The sequence below is a fragment of the Pseudomonas sp. 1 genome, from assembly GCF_056626735.1.
Map to the genome: position 1 here is coordinate 88,509 of NZ_JBWXMQ010000006.1, position 17,031 is coordinate 105,539.

Sequence of the window (17,031 nt, forward strand, 5' to 3'; positions counted from 1 at the left end):
CAAAAAAGCCCCCGGACAAGTGATTGTCCGGGGGCTTTTTGTTGGCGCGAAGGCTGATTACTTCTTCAGACCGTAATGCTCGTCGAGCATGCCCGGCGAGTTCGGGGTCTTCGGCGCGTAGTCACGCGGCGGTTCCTGATCCCGTGGCGGCGTCAGGCGTTCCCGTGGGGCCTGTGCTGCCTCGGAGTGCAAGGAAGCCAGCAGGCGTTGACGAGTCTGCTCGTCCAGGGCCAGGCGGTTGGCGCCCTCGGCGAGGTGGTCCTGCACTTCCTGATAGCTCTGGGTCAGTTTCTTGACCAGATTGGCGGTGCTGTTGAAGTGGGTCACCACTTCGTTCTGATAACTGTCGAAACGTTCCTGAATATCATCCAGTTGACGCTGCGTGCGGCTGGGCGCGGCGTTCGGCGCAACGCGAGCGATCAGGAAACCAATGGCGACACCCACAACCAGGGCAAGAGTCGGTAACAACCAAACTAAGAGCGAGTGTTCCACGAGTCCTTCCTCTATAAACGGCTTTGCTTTACGTTAACGGCTCGAACCTGCGCTGTATACCGCGATTCACTCGCAATAGACTGGCACAGACAATTTGCTAGACGAGTCGACCCGATCCGAGGTCACGGAGTTCCTTCCTTGCTGATGCGTGAAACCCCTGTAGTGATTGATGGCCCGGTGGGTCAACTTGAGTCTTTGTACCTGGACAATGAGCAGCCGCGAGGCATCGCGCTGATCTGCCATCCCAACCCGGTGCAGGGCGGCACCATGCTCAACAAGGTCGTCTCGACCCTGCAGCGCACCGCGCGCGATGCCAGCCTGATCACCTTGCGCTTCAACTATCGCGGCGTCGGTGCCAGCGAAGGCTCTCATGACATGGGCACGGGTGAGGTCGACGACGCCCAGGCTGCCGCCGCATGGCTGCTGGACAAACATCCGGGTCTGCCACTGACCCTGTTCGGTTTCTCCTTCGGTGGATTTGTTGCAGCAAGTCTCGGCGGCCGTCTCGAAGCCCAAGGCATCACGCTCAAGCACTTGTTCATGGTCGCACCGGCGGTGATGCGCCTGGGCGAGCAGGATCAACTGCCGCAGCAGGGCGAACTGACCGTGATCCAGCCGGAAACCGACGAAGTGATCGAGCCGCAGCGGGTCTACGACTGGTCCGACAAACTCCAGCGCCCCCATGAGCTGCTGAAAGTGGCAGAATGCGGACACTTTTTTCATGGCAAGCTGACCGATCTCAAGGATCTGATCCTGCCGCGTCTCTCGAATTGATTGCAGTCTGACAAGCGATTACCCATGACGAACCGTACCCGCATCCTCACCGGCATCACTACCACCGGCACCCCGCACCTGGGCAACTACGCCGGCGCCATTCGCCCGGCGATTCTCGCCAGCCGCGACAGCAATGCCGATTCGTTCTACTTCCTGGCCGACTATCATGCCTTGATCAAATGCGATGACCCGCTGCGCATTCAGCGCTCGCGTCTGGAAATCGCCGCGACCTGGCTGGCCGGTGGCCTGGATGTGGATCGCGTGACCTTCTATCGTCAGTCCGACATCCCGGAAATCCCCGAGCTGACCTGGCTGCTGACGTGTGTCGCGGCCAAGGGCCTGCTCAACCGTGCCCACGCCTACAAGGCTTCGGTGGACAAGAACCTCGAGACCGGCGAAGACCCGGATGCCGGCATCACCATGGGCTTGTACAGCTATCCGGTGCTGATGGCGGCCGACATCCTGATGTTCAACGCACACAAGGTGCCGGTCGGTCGCGACCAGATCCAGCATGTGGAAATGGCTCGTGACATCGGTCAGCGTTTCAACCACCTGTTCGGCCAGGGCAAGGAGTTCTTCACCATGCCCGAAGCGCTGATCGAAGAAAGCGTCGCCACGCTGCCGGGCCTGGACGGTCGCAAGATGTCCAAGAGCTACGACAACACCATTCCGCTGTTCTCCAGCGCCAAGGAAATGAAGGACGCGATCTCGCGGATCGTCACCGACTCCCGCGCGCCGGGCGAAGCGAAAGATCCGGACAACTCGCACCTGTTCACCCTGTTCCAGGCGTTCTCCACGCCGGCGCAGGCCGACGAGTTCCGCAGCGAACTGCTGGGTGGTCTGGGCTGGGGCGAGGCGAAGAACCGTCTGTTCCAGTTGCTCGATAACGAGCTGGGCGAGTCCCGCGAGCGTTATCACCAGTTGATCGAGCGTCCGGCCGATCTGGAAGACATCCTGCAACACGGTGCCAAAAAGGCCCGTGCGGTGGCGACGCCGTTCCTCAACGAGCTGCGCGAAGCGGTCGGCCTGCGCTCCTTCGTCAATCAGGTTCAGGTGACCGCGACCACCAAGAAGAAAGCCGCTAAAGCCGCACGTTTCGTCAGTTTCCGCGAAGACGACGGCAGTTTCCGTTTCCGTCTGTTGGCGGCCGATGGCGAGCAACTGCTGCTGTCGCGCAACTTCGCCGACGGCAAGACCGCCGGTCAGGTGACCAAGCAGCTGCAGTCGGGTCAGGCACTGGATGTGCGCAGCGAAGACCTGAGCTTCAGTGTCTGGCTGGAAGGCGAGTGTGTCGGCGACAGCCCGGCATTTGCCGACGTGGCGGCGCGGGACGCGGCCGTCGAGGCCTTGCGGATCGCTCTGACACCGGTTCAGGAATAATCAACGGGCCGGCCCGACCAAGGGCCGATTGCCATTCCCACGGGCCATCGCTACAGTGACGGCCCGTTTTTGTTGCCTTGCTAACGAATTATGACGCCCCTAGAACGATATCAAGCTGATCTGAAACGCCCGGACTTCTTCCACGATGCGGCGCAGGAAACTGCCGTGCGTCATCTGCAACGCCTGTACGACGACCTGATCGCGGCCGAGCAGAACAAGCCGGGTTTGCTGGGCAAGCTGTTTGGCAAAAAGGATCAGACGCCGGTCAAGGGCCTGTACTTCTGGGGCGGCGTGGGTCGTGGCAAGACTTACCTGGTGGACACCTTCTTCGAAGCGCTGCCATTCAAGGAAAAGACCCGCACTCACTTCCACCGCTTCATGAAGCGCGTGCACGAAGAGATGAAAACCCTCGGCGGCGAGAAAAACCCGCTGACCATTATCGCCAAGCGTTTCGCGACGGAATCGCGGGTCATCTGTTTCGATGAATTCTTCGTCTCCGACATCACCGACGCCATGATCCTCGGCACGCTGATGGAAGAACTGTTCAAGAATGGCGTAACGCTGGTTGCCACTTCGAACATCGTGCCGGACGGCCTGTACAAGGATGGCCTGCAACGCGCGCGCTTCTTGCCGGCCATCGCGCTGATCAAGCAGAACACCGAGATCGTCAACGTCGACAGCGGCGTCGACTACCGTCTGCGCCACCTCGAACAAGCGGAACTGTTCCACTTTCCGCTCGACGAAGTTGCCCATGAAAGCCTGCGCAAGAGCTTTCGCGCACTGACGCCGGAATGCACCGCCGCCGTGGAAAACGATGTGCTGATCATCGAAAACCGCGAAATCCGTGCCCTGCGTACTTGCGATGACGTGGCCTGGTTCGACTTCCGCGAGCTGTGCGATGGCCCGCGCAGCCAGAACGACTACATCGAGCTGGGCAAGATCTTCCACGCCGTGCTGCTCAGTGGCGTGGAGCAGATGAGCGTCACTACCGACGACATCGCCCGACGCTTCATCAACATGGTCGACGAGTTCTACGACCGTAACGTCAAACTGATCATTTCTGCCGAAGTCGAATTGAAAGATCTGTACACCGGCGGGCGTCTGACGTTCGAGTTCCAGCGTACCCTCAGCCGTCTGCTGGAGATGCAATCGCACGAATTCCTGTCCCGGGCACACAAGCCTTAAGCGGAATCGGCAAACAAAAAGGCCTGCAGATGCAGGCCTTTTTTTGTGTCTGGTCGAATCGTCAGGCAGCTTGCTGGAACTGCTGCCGGTACTGGTTCGGCGACAATTCGGTGTGCTGGCGGAACAGCCGCGCGAAGAAGCTCGCATCGTCGTAGCCGACTTCGTAGCTGATGGTCTTGATGCTCTTGCGACTGCCGGAGAGCAGGCCCTTGGCAGTCTCGATGCGCAGCCGTTGCAGGTAGTGCAGCGGCTTGTCGCCGGTGGCGGTCTGGAAGCGGCGCATGAAGTTGCGAATGCTCATGCCGTGCTCGCGCGCCACGTCTTCGAAGCGGAACTTGTCGGCGAAATGCTCTTCAAGCCAGTGCTGGATCTGCAGGATGATCACGTCCTGGTGCAGCTTCTGACCGCCGAAGCCGATGCGGCCAGGTGCGTAGCTGCGTTGCACCTCATAGAGAATGTCGCGGGCCACGGCCTGGGCCACATTGGCACCGCAGAAGCGCTCGATCAGGTAAATGTAGAGATCGCAGGCTGAGGTGGTGCCGCCGGCGCAATACAGATTGTCGGCGTCGGTCAGGTGCTTGTCCTGATTGAGATAGACCTTGGGGAATCGCTCGGCGAAGGCATTGAAGAAGCGCCAGTAGGTGGTCGCTTCCTTGCCGTTGAGCAACCCTGCCTCGGCCAGCCAGAACACCCCGGTGGCCTCGCCGCAGAGTACGGCGCCCCGGGCGTGCTGTTCGCGCAGCCACGGCAGGATCTGTGGATAACGTTGGCACAGCGTATCGAAATCGTCCCAGAACGCCGGGAGGATGATGACGTCGGCGTTTTCCAGGCCGCCGTCCACCGGCATGACCACATCACTGAAGCTGTTCACCGGTTTGCCGTCGGGGCTGACCAGGCGGGTTTCGAACACCGGAGTCAGGCCGTGGCCCAGTTGTTTGCCGTAACGCAGGCTGGCCAGATGGAAGAAATCCTTGGCTTGCATGAGGGTGGAAGCGAAAACCCGGTCGATCGCCAGGATGCTGACGCGCCGCAAGGGCGTGGAGACTTGCTTGGACATAATTCAACTTTTGTTTTTATAAGGGAAAGTGGTCACCAGACGGCTGGATCGTCTTATTTTTTGTCGGATGTGTCCAGTGTCCTGTATCGGAAGCGAGGCTTAGTCTCTGAAGGTCTGATCCCTCCAACAATAAAGAAAAGGTGCCGCATGATTCCCAGAACCTTGTTCAGCTCCGAGCACGAATTGTTCCGCGACAGCGTACGAACATTCCTCGAAAAAGAGGCCGTGCCGTTCCATGGACAATGGGAAAAGCAAGGCTACATCGACCGCAATCTATGGAACAAGGCGGGGGAGGCGGGGATGCTCTGCTCGCATCTGCCAGAGGAATACGGCGGGTTGGGGGCGGACTTTCTCTACAGCGCGGTCGTGATCGAAGAAGTCGGGCGGCTGGGCCTGACCGGCATCGGTTTCTCGCTGCATTCGGACATCGTCGCGCTTTACATCCTGCATTACGGCAGCGAGGCACTGAAGCAGAAATACCTGCCGAAACTGGTGTCCGGCGAGATGGTCACCGCGATCGCCATGACCGAGCCGGGCGCCGGTTCCGACCTGCAAGGGGTCAAGACCACGGCCGTGCTGGATGGCGACGAATATGTGATCAACGGTTCGAAAACCTTCATTACCAATGGCTTTCTGGCGGATCTGGTGATCGTCGTCGCCAAAACGGATCCCAAGGCCGGCGCCAAGGGCACCAGCCTGTTTCTGGTGGAGGCGAATACGCCGGGCTTCGACAAGGGCAAGCGTCTGGAGAAGGTCGGAATGAAGGCTCAGGACACGTCGGAATTGTTCTTCCAGGACGTGCGCGTGCCGAAGGAAAACCTGTTGGGGCAGGCCGGGGCGGGGTTTGCCTATCTGATGCAGGAATTGCCGCAGGAACGTTTGACCGTGGCCATTGGCGGACTGGCTTCAGCCGAGGCGGCGCTGCAATGGACGCTGGATTACACCCGTGACCGCAAAGCGTTCGGCAAGTCGATTGCCGACTTCCAGAATACCCGCTTCAAACTGGCGGAAATGGCCACCGAGATTCAGATCGGCCGGGTGTTCGTCGATCGCTGCCTGGAGTTGCACCTGCAAGGCAAGCTTGATGTGCCGACAGCGGCGATGGCCAAGTATTGGGGCACCGACCTGCAATGCAAGGTGCTCGACGAGTGCGTGCAACTGCATGGCGGCTACGGTTTCATGTGGGAGTACCCGGTGGCCAGGGCCTGGGCGGATGCAAGGGTGCAGCGGATCTATGCCGGCACCAATGAAATCATGAAAGAGATCATTGCGCGGTCGCTTTGAGTTTTGCAGTGAGCATGATCGTTCCCACGCAAAGTGGGAACGATCATCGTCCTTTATTACGGCGCCGGATTCGGGTGATCCTTGTGGATCGCTTCGATCCCTTCCAGTACTTCCTTCGATAGTTTCAGTTCGTAGCTGGCGATGTTGCTGTCCAGTTGCTCCAGCGTCGTCGCCCCGATGATGTTACTGGTGACGAACGGTTGCTGATTTACAAACGCCAGGGCCATTTGTGCCGGATCCAGGCCATGTTCCCGGGCGAGGGCCACGTAACGGCTGCACGCCACTTCCGATTGCGGGTTGAAGTAGCGACTGAAACGGCTGTAGAGGCTAAGGCGGCCTTTCGGCGGACGCGCCCCGCCTTCGTACTTGCCCGACAGGAAACCGAACGCCAGCGGCGAATAGGCGAGCAGGCCGCACTGTTCGCGGATGGCGATTTCCGCCAGGCCGATCTCGAAGCTGCGGTTGAGCAGGTTGTACGGGTTCTGGATCGACACCGCGCGCGGCCAGCCACGGGCTTCGGCCAGAGCGAGAAAGCGCATGGTGCCCCACGGCGTTTCATTGGACAGACCGATGTGGCGGATCTTGCCGGCCTTCACTTGCTCATCGAGTGCTTCGAGTGTGTCTTCAAGCGGCGTCAGGTTGGCTTCGGTCTGGTGCTTGTAGCCCAGTTGTCCGAAAAAGTTGGTGCTACGCTCCGGCCAGTGCAATTGGTACAGATCGATGTAGTCGGTCTGCAGGCGCTTGAGGCTGGCGTCCACCGCTTCGGTGATGTGCTGGCGGTTGTGGCGCAGGTTCTTGTCGCGGATGTAGTCGATGGTGTTGCCGGGGCCGGCGATCTTGCTGGCGAGGATCCAGTCGGCGCGGTCGCCGCGGCTCTTGAAGTAATTGCCGATGTAGCGCTCGGTGGTGGCGTAGGTTTCGGCTTTCGGTGGCACCGGGTACATCTCGGCGGTGTCGAGGAAGTTGATCCCGGCCTCTTTTGCCCGTTCGATCTGGGCGAAGGCTTCAGCTTCAGTGTTTTGCTCGCCCCAGGTCATGGTGCCGAGGCAGATTGCACTCACGTTCAGGTCGGTACGGCCTAGCTGGCGATAGTCCATCGGGTGCTCCTTGGGCAAAACAAGCATAAAAGCAGGTTGAAATTTTTTTCGCAATCTGCATAATTGCCGACCTCTTTCTGCAGTGGAAGTGATGCCCCGCCGCCGAAGAATCTTGCCGTTGAACGGACGCGCCGACCCGAGCCCCCGAAAGCGTCTGTATCCGGCTGCCTTTGACTTGTCAAAGTACGCACTATTCAGTAAGATCCGCCGTCTTATTTACAGGCGGCCCCTGAGGCTATAAAGAATGAAAACTTTTACTGCTAAACCGGAAACAGTAAAGCGCGACTGGTTTGTCGTCGACGCTGCTGGTCAGACCCTGGGTCGTCTGGCCACCGAAATCGCGAGCCGTCTGCGTGGCAAGCACAAGCCTGAGTACACTCCTCACGTTGACACCGGCGACTACATCGTCGTAATCAACGCCGAGCAGATCCGTGTTACCGGCGCTAAAACCACTGACAAAATGTACTACTCCCACTCCGGTTTCCCGGGCGGTATCAAGTCGATCAACTTTGAAAAGCTGATCGCCAAGGCCCCTGAGCGCGTGATCGAGACCGCGGTTAAAGGCATGCTGCCTAAAAACCCACTGGGTCGCGACATGTACCGTAAGCTGAAAGTCTATGCGGGCGCTGCACACCCTCATACTGCTCAGCAGCCCCAAGAACTGAAGATTTAACGGAATAGTTCATTATGTCGGCGACTCAAAATTACGGCACTGGCCGTCGCAAGACCGCAACCGCACGCGTTTTCCTGCGTCCGGGTACTGGTAACATCTCCATCAACAACCGCTCCCTGGACACGTTCTTCGGTCGCGAAACTGCCCGCATGGTAGTTCGTCAGCCGCTGGAACTGACTGAAACTGTCGAGAAGTTCGACATCTACGTCACTGTCATCGGTGGTGGTGTAAGTGGTCAGGCTGGCGCAATCCGCCACGGCATCACTCGCGCTCTGATGGACTACGACGAAACCCTGCGTAGCGCTCTGCGCAAAGCTGGTTTCGTTACTCGCGACGCCCGTGAAGTTGAACGTAAGAAAGTTGGTCTGCGTAAAGCGCGTAAGCGTCCGCAGTACTCGAAGCGTTAATTTCGCTTCCACGTTCAAAAAGAACGCCCGATTCCTCACGGAACCGGGCGTTTTTTTATGCGTGCGATTTCTTGAATAATTGCGCTGTGACAACTTGCCACATTCGTAGACCCCCTATACTACAAGGCTTGAGGGCCAGCCCTCCGGGTAATTACCTTGTCAGAATTGGGGGTTTTCATTACCATTCGGCAAAATTTTTATAAGTACATAGTTTCAATTTAGTAGATGCCTGATTTAACAGGCCACAAAGCTGATGGGAGAGGACTGAATGAGCAATGACGGCGTGAATGCAGGCCGGCGTCGCTTCTTGGTAGCAGCCACATCCGTGGTGGGTGCTGCAGGAGCGGTGGGGGCTGCGGTCCCGTTCGTGGGGTCATGGTTTCCCAGTGCCAAGGCGAAGGCTGCCGGAGCACCGGTGAAAGTGAATGTCAGCAAAATCGAGCCAGGGCAGCAGATGATTGCTGAATGGCGCGGCCAGCCGGTGTTCATTGTCCGCCGTACCGAGGAAATCCTGGGGAATCTCAAAAAGATCGAGGGCCAGCTCTCCGATCCGACCTCCAAAAACTCCACGCAACCCACTTATGTCGACCCAGAAGTGCGATCGATCAAGCCGGAAATCCTCCTGCTGATCGGGATCTGTACTCACCTGGGTTGCTCACCGACCTTCCGTCCCGAAGTTGCACCCGCGGATCTGGGCAAAGACTGGGTAGGCGGCTATTTCTGCCCTTGCCACGGTTCCCACTACGATCTGGCTGGCCGCGTCTACAAGTCGCAACCTGCGCCTTTGAACCTGCCAGTACCCCCGCATTCCTATGAGACCGATGAGCTGATTGTCATTGGCGTCGATACGGAGAAAGCGTGATGAGCAAGTTCATGGATTGGGTTGATGCGCGCTTCCCCGCCACCAAAATGTGGGAAGACCATCTCAGCAAATATTACGCTCCAAAAAACTTCAACTTCTTCTACTTCTTCGGCTCGCTGGCGCTGCTCGTTCTGGTCAACCAGATCGTCACCGGTGTCTGGCTGACCATGAGCTACACCCCATCGGCGGAAGAAGCGTTCGCTTCTGTCGAATACATCATGCGCGACGTCGAGTACGGTTCGATCCTGCGTCTGCTGCACTCCACCGGCGCTTCGGCGTTCTTCATCGTGGTCTATCTGCACATGTTCCGTGGTCTGCTCTACGGTTCGTACCAGAAACCCCGTGAGCTGGTGTGGGTCTTCGGCATGCTGATCTATCTGGCGCTGATGGCCGAAGCCTTCATGGGTTACCTGCTGCCGTGGGGCCAGATGTCCTACTGGGGTGCCCAAGTGATCATCTCGCTGTTCGGCGCGATCCCGGTCATCGGCAACGACCTGACCCAGTGGATCCGTGGTGACTACCTGATTTCCGGGATCACCTTGAACCGCTTCTTCGCCCTGCACGTGGTTGCCCTGCCGATCGTGATTCTCGGTCTGGTGGTGCTGCACATCCTGGCGTTGCACGAAGTCGGTTCGAACAACCCGGACGGCGTGGACATCAAGAAACACAAGGACGAAAACGGTGTTCCGCTGGACGGCATCGCCTTCCACCCGTACTACACCGTGAAAGATATCGTCGGCGTTGTGGTGTTCCTGTTTATCTTCTGCTTCATTGTGTTCTTCTTCCCGGAAATGGGCGGCTACTTCCTCGAAAAACCTAACTTCGAGCAAGCCAACCCGTTCAAGACGCCTGAGCACATTGCACCGGTCTGGTACTTCACACCGTTCTACGCAATCTTGCGTGCGGTCCCTGACAAGCTCATGGGCGTTATCGCCATGGGCGCAGCGATTGCGGTGCTGTTCGTTCTGCCGTGGCTCGACCGCAGTCCGGTCAAGTCGATGCGCTACAAAGGCTGGATGAGCAAAATCTGGCTGGTGGTGTTCTGCATTTCGTTCGTGATCCTCGGCATTCTGGGCGTTCTGGCCCCGACGCCAGGCCGTACGCTGTTGTCGCAGGTCTGCACCTTCCTGTACTTCGCCTACTTCATTCTGATGCCGTTCTACACCAGGCTCGAGAAGACCAAACCGGTTCCGGAAAGGGTGACTGGCTGATGAAAAAGTTATTTTTTGCTCTGATTTTTGCTGCTCTGCCAGTGCTGTCCTTTGCCGCCGAACACGGTGGTCCGGAACTGGAAAAGGTCGACATCGACGTTTCCGACAAGGCTGCCCTGCAGGATGGTGCGCGTACTTTCGCCAACTATTGCATGGGTTGCCACAGTGCCAAGTTCCAGCGTTACGAGCGTGTGGCCGATGACCTCGGAATCCCGCACGAACTGATGCTGGAAAAACTGGTGTTCACCGGCGCCAAGATCGGCGATCACATGAACATCGGCATGCAGCCGGCCGACGCCAAGACCTGGTTCGGCGCAGCGCCGCCTGACCTGACCCTGGTGGCTCGTGTTCGCGGCACCGACTGGCTCTACGGTTACCTCAGGTCGTTCTACGAAGATCCTGCGCGTCCATGGGGCGTGAACAACAAGGTCTTCCCGAACGTCGGCATGCCTAACGTGCTGGTCGGCCTGCAAGGTCGTCAGGTTGTGGGTTGCAAACAGGTACAGATCGTCGAAGACGGCAAGAAACAATATGACCCGCTGACCGGTACGCCTCTGACTCATGAAGCGTGCGATCAACTGACCATCGTGCCGAAAACCGGAACCCTCAACGAAGAGCAGTTCGATGAGAAGGTCAAGAATCTGGTAACCTTCCTGGCTTACTCGGCTAACCCGGTTAAGCTGCAACATCAGCGCATCGGTACTTACGTCTTGCTGTACCTGGCGTTCTTCTTTGTGTTCGCCTACCTGCTCAAGCGTGAATACTGGAAAGACGTGCACTGATAACGCTTCAAGCAATTGCTGTTAATCGCGCGCGCCCAAGGGCGCCTCTGAAAACGCAACGCCTGGTTCGCCGGCCGTTGCGGGAGGCGCCCTCTGGGCGCGCGCGTTTTTCCGGCTCCGACCATTTCAACAAGCGAGGAGGATCGCCATGGGCGTGACCAATCGGTTGGCCTGTTACTCCGACCCCGCCGACCACTATTCCCACCGAGTGCGCATCGTGCTTGCAGAGAAGGGTGTCAGCGCCGAAATCATTTTTGTGGAGGCTGGTCGTCAGCCGCCTAAACTGATTGAAGTGAACCCTTACGGCAGTCTGCCCACGCTGGTCGATCGTGACTTGGCGTTGTGGGAGTCGACCGTGGTGATGGAGTACCTGGATGAGCGTTACCCGCATCCGCCATTGATGCCTGTGTACCCGGTGGCGCGTGCCAACAGCCGTCTGCTGATTCACCGCATTCAGCGCGACTGGTGTGGTCTGGTGGATCTGATTCTGGATTCGCGCACCAAGGAAGCGGCTCGTGCCGTGGCGCGCAAGGAATTGCGCGAAAGCCTGACGGGCGTGTCGCCGCTGTTTGCCGACAAGCCGTTTTTCCTCAGTGAGGAACAAAGTCTGGTGGATTGCTGCCTATTGCCAATACTCTGGCGTTTACCGATTCTGGGTATAGAACTGCCGCGGCAGGCCAAGCCGCTGCTTGATTATATGGAGCGTCAGTTTGCGCGTGAGGCTTTCCAGGCGAGTCTGTCTGGTGTCGAACGCGACATGCGCTAAGGCTTAAGGAGCCGCTATGAACTCCAGTCGACCTTATCTGGTCCGCGCGCTCTACGAGTGGATTGTGGATAACGATTGCACCCCGCACATGCTGGTCAATTCCGAGTACCCGGCAGTGCAGGTGCCACAGGGTTTTGCCAGCGACGGGCAAATTGTCCTGAACATTTCGCCAAGTGCCGTGCGGCACTTGCACATGGACAACGACGTTGTGACCTTTGAAGGTCGCTTCGGCGGCGTCCCGCACAGCCTTTATGTGCCGATTGCTGCAATCCTGGGGATCTACGCCCGGGAAAACGGTCAGGGCATGGTGTTCGATCTGGAGTCGCCGATGGATGACGGAGACGAGATCGAGCAGGATGACGATGTTCCTCCACCGGACAGCGAGCCACCGCGCCCAAGCGGCCGGCCAAGCCTGAAAGTGGTGAAGTAATAAAAAAGGCGATCCAGTTGGATCGCCTTTTTTTGTGCCTGCATTTTGCGGTTCAGTCGATGTACTCGAACAGCTTCACAATCTTCTGCACACCGGAAACACCCTGAACCAGGTTGGTCGCCTGAGCGGCTTCCTGTTTGGTCAGCAGGCCCAGCAGATAGACGATACCGTTCTCGGTCACGACCTTGATGCGCGAGCCGGGAATGCTGGCATCGGTGAGCATCTGGGTCTTGATCTTGGTGGTCAGCCACGAATCGTTCTGGCGGGCAATGAAGCCGGAAGGGGGGATTACTTGCAATTCGTTATGGACCTTTTTCACGCGCTGAACGTTGGCAGCGGCTTGTTCGGCCTTTTCCTTGAGGTCTGCGCGTGGGGTCTGGCCGGCCAGCAGCACGACGCCGTTGAAACTGGTGACGACAATGTGCGAGTCGTTGTCCAGGGCCGGATCGGCCTTGGCCACGTTGACGCCGACTTTGGTTTCGATCAGCGAGTCATCGATCTTGCTGCCGAATGTGCGGGTACCACGGTCGTCTTCGATCGGCGCTTCACGGCTGGCATTCACCACCGACGTGCAGCCGCTGATGCCGAGGCACAGGGTCAAGGCCAGAAGGCCAAGGCGATTAGGGGTCATTCTTCACTCCCGAACAGTTGGCTGTCGATCAGATCGCAAAGGCAATGGATCGCCAGCAAGTGGACTTCCTGAATACGTGCGGTGACGTTGGCCGGTACGCGAATCTCGACGTCTTCGGGCAGCAGCAGCGAAGCCATGCCGCCGCCGTCGCGTCCGGTCAATGCTACGACAATCATTTCGCGATCATGTGCGGCCTGGATCGCCTGAATAATGTTCGCCGAGTTGCCGCTGGTCGAAATGGCCAGCAGCACGTCACCCGGCTGGCCGAGTGCGCGGATTTGCTTGGAGAACACTTCGTTGTAGCTGTAGTCGTTGGCGATCGAGGTGATGGTCGAGCTGTCGGTGGTCAGCGCGATCGCCGGCAGGCTGGGGCGTTCACGTTCGAAACGGTTGAGCAGCTCCGAAGAAAAGTGCTGGGCATCGCCGGCCGAGCCGCCGTTGCCGCACGAGAGCATTTTGCCCTCGTTGAGCAGGGCGTTGACCATCACCTGGCTGGCTTGCTCGATGTGCGGTGCAAGTACGTCCATCGCCTGTTGCTTGGTGTCGATGCTGGCCTGGAAAAGCTGGCGAATTCGGGATTGCATGTCCATCTGTGTGACCTTAATTAGCGCGGCTGTCCGGCACGTGAATGTGCAGCCCGCAAAGCAAAGAGCAAAAGTGTTGAGTGAAAATGTCCGGGTCGGAGCAGGCGCTCAACTGTCGAACGCATTCTGCAACCAGTTCAGCTGACCCTGGTGGCTGTCGATGGCCACCACGTCGAAGCGGCAGGGGGAATTGGCCCAACGCGACTCGCGCTGAAGAAAAAACTGCGCGGCGAAAATCAGTTTCTGCCGTTTGCGCCCATCGATGCTGTCGAGTGCGCCGCCCCATTGAGTGTTCTTTCGGTAACGAACCTCGACGAATACTACTGTATCGCCATCAAGCATGACCAGATCAAGCTCACCGCGTTTGCATGACCAGTTCTGCGCCAGAAGGCGCAGACCCTGGCACTGCAGATGCTCGAACGCCTGGCGCTCGGCATCCTTGCCGCTTTGCAGGTGTGACCTGTCGGGCATCAGCGTGGAGTGTCCGGCAGGCGCTGGATCTGGCCGCTGACAAACTGCGCCCATGGCAACTGACGTACGACGCGTTGGGACTGGGTCATGCCCAGGCTGCCCGACTGACCTTCGATGCGGCTGTCCGGCAGTGCCTTGAGCTGATCCAGGCGCGGCGCCAAGCGATAGGCATCGACGCCCATCGCATAAAGACGGCCGAGGCTGCCGGCGGCTTGTGGCCATTGCGCGGTGACCTGCTGACGCAGCGGGTCGCTGGTTTCCAGCAGCCATGGGGTTTCGCAGAAGCGCACGCCGTTCATGTCGTTGTACTGGTTGACATCACCGCTGGCGCTGAACACGTGGGAGGTTGCATAGACCGGCACGTCACCCGCGTACTGGAAGTTCAGGGTCGGCTTGATCTGCTGCGCCTGCTGCGGGGTGGCGGCGAGGAAGATGAATTCGATGTCCTGGCGACGCGAAGGCTGGGCGGCAACGTTGGTGCCGGCAGCGTTCTGCAGGCTCTTGGCGCGGGCTTCGCTCTGACGCAGCTGGAACATGTCGGCGATCTGCTGGGCCAGTTGCACCGGCTGGTCGACACGTTCGGTGGCGACGATGCTGCCGCCGTTGGCCTGCCAGTCCTGGCTGAAGGCACGCAGAACGCGGTCGCCCCATTCGCCTTTCGGCACCATGATGGCGGCGCGATGCAGGCCGTCGGCACGGGCGCGGCGGGAGACTTCGCGGGCTTCGTCCTCAGCGGCCAGGCCGAACTGGAACAATTGCGCCGGGCCTTGATCGCCTTCGCTGTAGTTCAGGGCGAGGGTGGTGATCGGCAGTTGCGGACGGGTGCTCAACTGTTTGACCAGCGGCTTCTCCAGCGGGCCGACGACCAGTTGCACGCCATCGGCCTGGGCCTTGCGGTAGAACTCGTCGAGGTTGGTCAGCTTCGAGCTGTCATAGAACTCGATGGCTGGTGGTTTCTGGCCGGCTTGCTGAGCCTGGTAGTGCGCAGCCATGAAGCCGTCACGCAGGGCCTTGCCGACCGAGGCCAGTTGGCCGTCCTGTGGCAGCAGCAGGGCGATCTTGCTCAGGGGCTGGCTGGCCAGCTCCTTGAGTTTGGTCAGGGGTAGAGGCAGATTGATCGCGGCCGGGTGTTTTGGATGCTGGTTGCGCCAGTTGTCGATGGCGGCTTGCTGTTGTTCCAGAGTGCCGGCGGTTTTCACTGCCAGGGCCAGGCTCATCCAGCCACCGAGATCATCGGTGGTGTTCGCTTGCAGTTGATCGGCCGGCAGCGATGCGATCAGGGTCCAGATCGCCTCGTGGTTCTTGCTGGCGGCTTCGCCCTCCAGCATCGGCGCGATGAAGATGCGCTCGCGGGCGGCGGCCAGAGTCTGGCCGTCGGCCTCAAGGGCGCGGGCGTGAACGGTGCCGGCGCGAACTTGCAGCGGTACGGACATTTCGCTCAGGCGTTGCAGGCTTGGATGGCTCAGGGCAGTCAGCGCGGCTTTCGGCTGGTTACGGGTCATGGCCAGTTCAGCTGACAGCGTGCTGGCGAACGCCTGCTGGCCAGGCTGGAGTTGATCCATCGGTACTTGCTGCAGGATTTGCGCGGACTGTCCGGCATTGCCCTGACGGTAGGCCATGTCTGCGGCACTCAGGCGCAGCAGCGCAGCCTTGTCCGGCGATTTGGCCTGGGCAGCCTGTTCGAGCAGTTGCTCGATGGTGGCATCCGGGGTCCGTGGAAGTTCGCCAAGGCTGGAGGAAGGGGAGCTGGCGCAAGCCGCCAGCAAGGCAGCGAGGCAGAGGGCAGTGAACAGCCGCAGGCAAGCGATCATGTAAGTGTTCCTAATACTCGATCAAATTAGCGTCGAATTGTACCCAAGCACTGGCCGGGGCGCGATGTTACTGGCGTGAAACCGTGAATTTAGCTGATACAAAGAGTGCGCAGCCTCACAATGGTGCGACAAACCGTGTCCGACCCGGACGCATCGTCCGGCGCACGACGCGCTACAATGGCGGCTTTTACCGATCATGAGGTGTGCGCTTTGACTGCTCCAGGTCCTTTGAATTCCGCTGCGGGCTCGCTTTATGTGGTGGCGACGCCCATCGGCAACCTGGATGACATCAGCGCCCGGGCGTTGAAGATCCTGCGCGAGGTGGCACTGATTGCTGCGGAAGATACGCGCCATTCCCAGCGTCTGATGCAGCACTTCGGCATCTCCACTCCGCTTGCAGCCTGCCACGAGCACAACGAGCGGGATGAAGGCAGTCGCTTTATTACTCGTCTGCTGGCGGGTGACAACGTCGCGCTGATTTCCGACGCCGGTACGCCGCTGATTTCCGATCCGGGTTATCACCTGGTGCGTCAGGCGCGTGCCGCCGGGATCAATGTGGTGCCGGTGCCGGGCGCGTGCGCGTTGATCGCAGCGTTATCGGCTGCCGGCCTTCCGTCCGACCGTTTCATCTTCGAAGGCTTTCTTCCGGCCAAGGCCGTAGGGCGCAAAGCGCGCCTGGAAGCTATCAAGGAAGAACCGCGCACACTGATTTTCTACGAGGCGCCGCATCGTATTCTGGAGTGCCTGCAGGATATGGAGGCGGTATTCGGCGCTGATCGTCCGGCATTGCTCGCTCGTGAAATCACCAAGACCTTTGAAACACTCAAGGGATTGCCGCTGAGTGAGTTGCGGGCATTCGTCGAGGCCGACAGCAATCAGCAGCGTGGCGAATGCGTCGTGGTGGTGGCGGGCTGGACCGCGCCGGAATCCGAAGACGCCGTCAGCAGCGAGGCGATGCGCATCCTCAATCTGTTGCTGGAAGAGATGCCGCTCAAGCGTGCGGCGGCTCTGGCAGCGCAAATCACCGGTGAGCGCAAAAACGTGCTGTATCAGGTGGCGCTGGACCAGCAAAAAGACGCGTAACCCGTCGCGCAGACCGGTTTGCGGGCTATTAGCGCTTGTTCTTCGGCCGCT

Annotated in this window: 19 protein-coding genes; 12 read left to right on the forward strand and 7 right to left on the reverse strand. The window is 59.2% G+C overall.

Features of this window, described 5'->3' with window-relative positions:
- Positions 1 to 57 precede the first annotated feature (57 nt).
- Complete coding sequence (locus AC1MDC_RS10900; protein WP_039766275.1) at positions 58 to 492, reverse strand: Z-ring associated ZapG family protein; 435 nt, start codon at positions 490 to 492, stop codon at positions 58 to 60.
- Positions 493 to 636: 144 nt separating this feature from the next.
- Between AC1MDC_RS10900 and AC1MDC_RS10905 the strand changes: the two genes are divergently transcribed.
- From AC1MDC_RS10905 to zapE, 3 genes are all read left to right on the forward strand, one after another.
- Positions 637 to 1,266 (forward strand): alpha/beta hydrolase, encoded by a 630-nt coding sequence (locus tag AC1MDC_RS10905; RefSeq protein WP_480393045.1) that lies wholly within the window; start codon positions 637 to 639, stop codon positions 1,264 to 1,266.
- Between the two features lie 24 nt (positions 1,267 to 1,290).
- The gene (locus tag AC1MDC_RS10910; protein ID WP_085701790.1) at positions 1,291 to 2,646 is read left to right on the forward strand and encodes a tryptophan--tRNA ligase; all 1,356 of its coding nucleotides are present in this window, start codon (positions 1,291 to 1,293) and stop codon (positions 2,644 to 2,646) included.
- Between the two features lie 90 nt (positions 2,647 to 2,736).
- Positions 2,737 to 3,831, forward strand: coding sequence for a cell division protein ZapE (gene zapE / locus AC1MDC_RS10915; protein WP_085700854.1), 1,095 nt, complete (start codon positions 2,737 to 2,739; stop codon positions 3,829 to 3,831).
- A gap of 61 nt (positions 3,832 to 3,892) precedes the next feature.
- On the opposite strand, the gene AC1MDC_RS10920 is transcribed toward zapE, so the two are convergent.
- Entirely contained in the window at positions 3,893 to 4,789 is an 897-nt protein-coding gene (locus AC1MDC_RS10920) for a GlxA family transcriptional regulator (protein WP_170929796.1), read from the reverse strand.
- A 246-nt stretch (positions 4,790 to 5,035) separates the two neighbouring features.
- On the opposite strand from AC1MDC_RS10920, the gene AC1MDC_RS10925 reads away from it, so the two are divergent.
- Positions 5,036 to 6,172: an acyl-CoA dehydrogenase family protein gene (locus AC1MDC_RS10925; RefSeq protein ID WP_480392994.1), complete on the forward strand. Its 1,137-nt coding sequence runs from the start codon at positions 5,036 to 5,038 to the stop codon at positions 6,170 to 6,172.
- A 56-nt stretch (positions 6,173 to 6,228) separates the two neighbouring features.
- On the opposite strand, the gene AC1MDC_RS10930 is transcribed toward AC1MDC_RS10925, so the two are convergent.
- Positions 6,229 to 7,269: an NADP(H)-dependent aldo-keto reductase gene (locus AC1MDC_RS10930; protein ID WP_085700851.1), complete on the reverse strand. Its 1,041-nt coding sequence runs from the start codon at positions 7,267 to 7,269 to the stop codon at positions 6,229 to 6,231.
- A gap of 244 nt (positions 7,270 to 7,513) precedes the next feature.
- Between AC1MDC_RS10930 and rplM the strand changes: the two genes are divergently transcribed.
- The 7 genes from rplM (at position 7,514) to AC1MDC_RS10965 (ending at position 12,400) form a co-directional block, all read left to right on the forward strand.
- Positions 7,514 to 7,942, forward strand: coding sequence for a 50S ribosomal protein L13 (gene rplM / locus AC1MDC_RS10935; protein WP_003228062.1), 429 nt, complete (start codon positions 7,514 to 7,516; stop codon positions 7,940 to 7,942).
- Between the two features lie 14 nt (positions 7,943 to 7,956).
- Positions 7,957 to 8,349, forward strand: a complete 393-nt coding sequence (gene rpsI, locus AC1MDC_RS10940; RefSeq protein WP_007956794.1) for a 30S ribosomal protein S9 — start codon at positions 7,957 to 7,959, stop codon at positions 8,347 to 8,349.
- Positions 8,350 to 8,617: 268 nt separating this feature from the next.
- Positions 8,618 to 9,211, forward strand: coding sequence for a ubiquinol-cytochrome c reductase iron-sulfur subunit (gene petA / locus AC1MDC_RS10945; RefSeq protein ID WP_041479967.1), 594 nt, complete (start codon positions 8,618 to 8,620; stop codon positions 9,209 to 9,211).
- On the forward strand, positions 9,211 to 10,422 hold the full coding sequence (locus AC1MDC_RS10950) for a cytochrome b (protein WP_085684715.1): 1,212 nt from the start codon (positions 9,211 to 9,213) through the stop codon (positions 10,420 to 10,422). Before petA ends, AC1MDC_RS10950 begins: the two co-directional genes overlap by 1 nt.
- Positions 10,422 to 11,204: a cytochrome c1 gene (locus AC1MDC_RS10955; protein WP_085700850.1), complete on the forward strand. Its 783-nt coding sequence runs from the start codon at positions 10,422 to 10,424 to the stop codon at positions 11,202 to 11,204. Before AC1MDC_RS10950 ends, AC1MDC_RS10955 begins: the two co-directional genes overlap by 1 nt.
- A 148-nt stretch (positions 11,205 to 11,352) precedes the next feature.
- The gene (locus AC1MDC_RS10960) at positions 11,353 to 11,970 is read left to right on the forward strand and encodes a glutathione S-transferase N-terminal domain-containing protein (RefSeq protein ID WP_085700849.1); all 618 of its coding nucleotides are present in this window, start codon (positions 11,353 to 11,355) and stop codon (positions 11,968 to 11,970) included.
- Between the two features lie 16 nt (positions 11,971 to 11,986).
- On the forward strand, positions 11,987 to 12,400 hold the full coding sequence (locus AC1MDC_RS10965) for a ClpXP protease specificity-enhancing factor (RefSeq protein ID WP_085700848.1): 414 nt from the start codon (positions 11,987 to 11,989) through the stop codon (positions 12,398 to 12,400).
- 52 nt (positions 12,401 to 12,452) lie between these two features.
- On the opposite strand, the gene AC1MDC_RS10970 is transcribed toward AC1MDC_RS10965, so the two are convergent.
- From AC1MDC_RS10970 to AC1MDC_RS10985, 4 genes are all read right to left on the reverse strand, one after another.
- Entirely contained in the window at positions 12,453 to 13,031 is a 579-nt protein-coding gene (locus AC1MDC_RS10970) for a BON domain-containing protein (protein ID WP_085700847.1), read from the reverse strand.
- A complete protein-coding gene (locus tag AC1MDC_RS10975; protein WP_007928463.1) occupies positions 13,028 to 13,621 on the reverse strand; it encodes a phosphoheptose isomerase in 594 nt (197 codons plus the stop codon). Before AC1MDC_RS10975 ends, AC1MDC_RS10970 begins: the two co-directional genes overlap by 4 nt.
- A 102-nt stretch (positions 13,622 to 13,723) precedes the next feature.
- Positions 13,724 to 14,086 (reverse strand): YraN family protein, encoded by a 363-nt coding sequence (locus tag AC1MDC_RS10980; RefSeq protein ID WP_480392995.1) that lies wholly within the window; start codon positions 14,084 to 14,086, stop codon positions 13,724 to 13,726.
- Entirely contained in the window at positions 14,086 to 15,897 is a 1,812-nt protein-coding gene (locus tag AC1MDC_RS10985) for a penicillin-binding protein activator (RefSeq protein ID WP_085701786.1), read from the reverse strand. The genes AC1MDC_RS10980 and AC1MDC_RS10985 overlap by 1 nt, the downstream gene beginning before the upstream one ends.
- Positions 15,898 to 16,074: 177 nt before the next feature.
- On the opposite strand from AC1MDC_RS10985, the gene rsmI reads away from it, so the two are divergent.
- Positions 16,075 to 16,980, forward strand: a complete 906-nt coding sequence (rsmI, locus tag AC1MDC_RS10990; protein ID WP_074690999.1) for a 16S rRNA (cytidine(1402)-2'-O)-methyltransferase — start codon at positions 16,075 to 16,077, stop codon at positions 16,978 to 16,980.
- Positions 16,981 to 17,031 lie beyond the last annotated feature (51 nt).

What these genes read in the sequence shown, in the direction of transcription:
- zapE (WP_085700854.1), top strand. Translation starts at nt 2,737, where the DNA reads ATGACGCCCCTAGAACGATATCAAGCTGATCTGAAACGCCCGGACTTC.
- rpsI (WP_007956794.1), top strand. Translation starts at nt 7,957, where the DNA reads ATGTCGGCGACTCAAAATTACGGCACTGGCCGTCGCAAGACCGCAACC.
- AC1MDC_RS10975 (WP_007928463.1), bottom strand. Translation starts at nt 13,621, where the DNA reads ATGGACATGCAATCCCGAATTCGCCAGCTTTTCCAGGCCAGCATCGAC.
- AC1MDC_RS10960 (WP_085700849.1), top strand. Translation starts at nt 11,353, where the DNA reads ATGGGCGTGACCAATCGGTTGGCCTGTTACTCCGACCCCGCCGACCAC.
- AC1MDC_RS10905 (WP_480393045.1), top strand. Translation starts at nt 637, where the DNA reads ATGCGTGAAACCCCTGTAGTGATTGATGGCCCGGTGGGTCAACTTGAG.
- AC1MDC_RS10930 (WP_085700851.1), bottom strand. Translation starts at nt 7,269, where the DNA reads ATGGACTATCGCCAGCTAGGCCGTACCGACCTGAACGTGAGTGCAATC.
- AC1MDC_RS10955 (WP_085700850.1), top strand. Translation starts at nt 10,422, where the DNA reads ATGAAAAAGTTATTTTTTGCTCTGATTTTTGCTGCTCTGCCAGTGCTG.
- AC1MDC_RS10965 (WP_085700848.1), top strand. Translation starts at nt 11,987, where the DNA reads ATGAACTCCAGTCGACCTTATCTGGTCCGCGCGCTCTACGAGTGGATT.
- AC1MDC_RS10970 (WP_085700847.1), bottom strand. Translation starts at nt 13,031, where the DNA reads ATGACCCCTAATCGCCTTGGCCTTCTGGCCTTGACCCTGTGCCTCGGC.
- AC1MDC_RS10950 (WP_085684715.1), top strand. Translation starts at nt 9,211, where the DNA reads ATGAGCAAGTTCATGGATTGGGTTGATGCGCGCTTCCCCGCCACCAAA.
- rsmI (WP_074690999.1), top strand. Translation starts at nt 16,075, where the DNA reads ATGGCGGCTTTTACCGATCATGAGGTGTGCGCTTTGACTGCTCCAGGT.
- AC1MDC_RS10925 (WP_480392994.1), top strand. Translation starts at nt 5,036, where the DNA reads ATGATTCCCAGAACCTTGTTCAGCTCCGAGCACGAATTGTTCCGCGAC.
- AC1MDC_RS10980 (WP_480392995.1), bottom strand. Translation starts at nt 14,086, where the DNA reads ATGCCCGACAGGTCACACCTGCAAAGCGGCAAGGATGCCGAGCGCCAG.
- rplM (WP_003228062.1), top strand. Translation starts at nt 7,514, where the DNA reads ATGAAAACTTTTACTGCTAAACCGGAAACAGTAAAGCGCGACTGGTTT.
- AC1MDC_RS10910 (WP_085701790.1), top strand. Translation starts at nt 1,291, where the DNA reads ATGACGAACCGTACCCGCATCCTCACCGGCATCACTACCACCGGCACC.
- petA (WP_041479967.1), top strand. Translation starts at nt 8,618, where the DNA reads ATGAGCAATGACGGCGTGAATGCAGGCCGGCGTCGCTTCTTGGTAGCA.
- AC1MDC_RS10985 (WP_085701786.1), bottom strand. Translation starts at nt 15,897, where the DNA reads ATGATCGCTTGCCTGCGGCTGTTCACTGCCCTCTGCCTCGCTGCCTTG.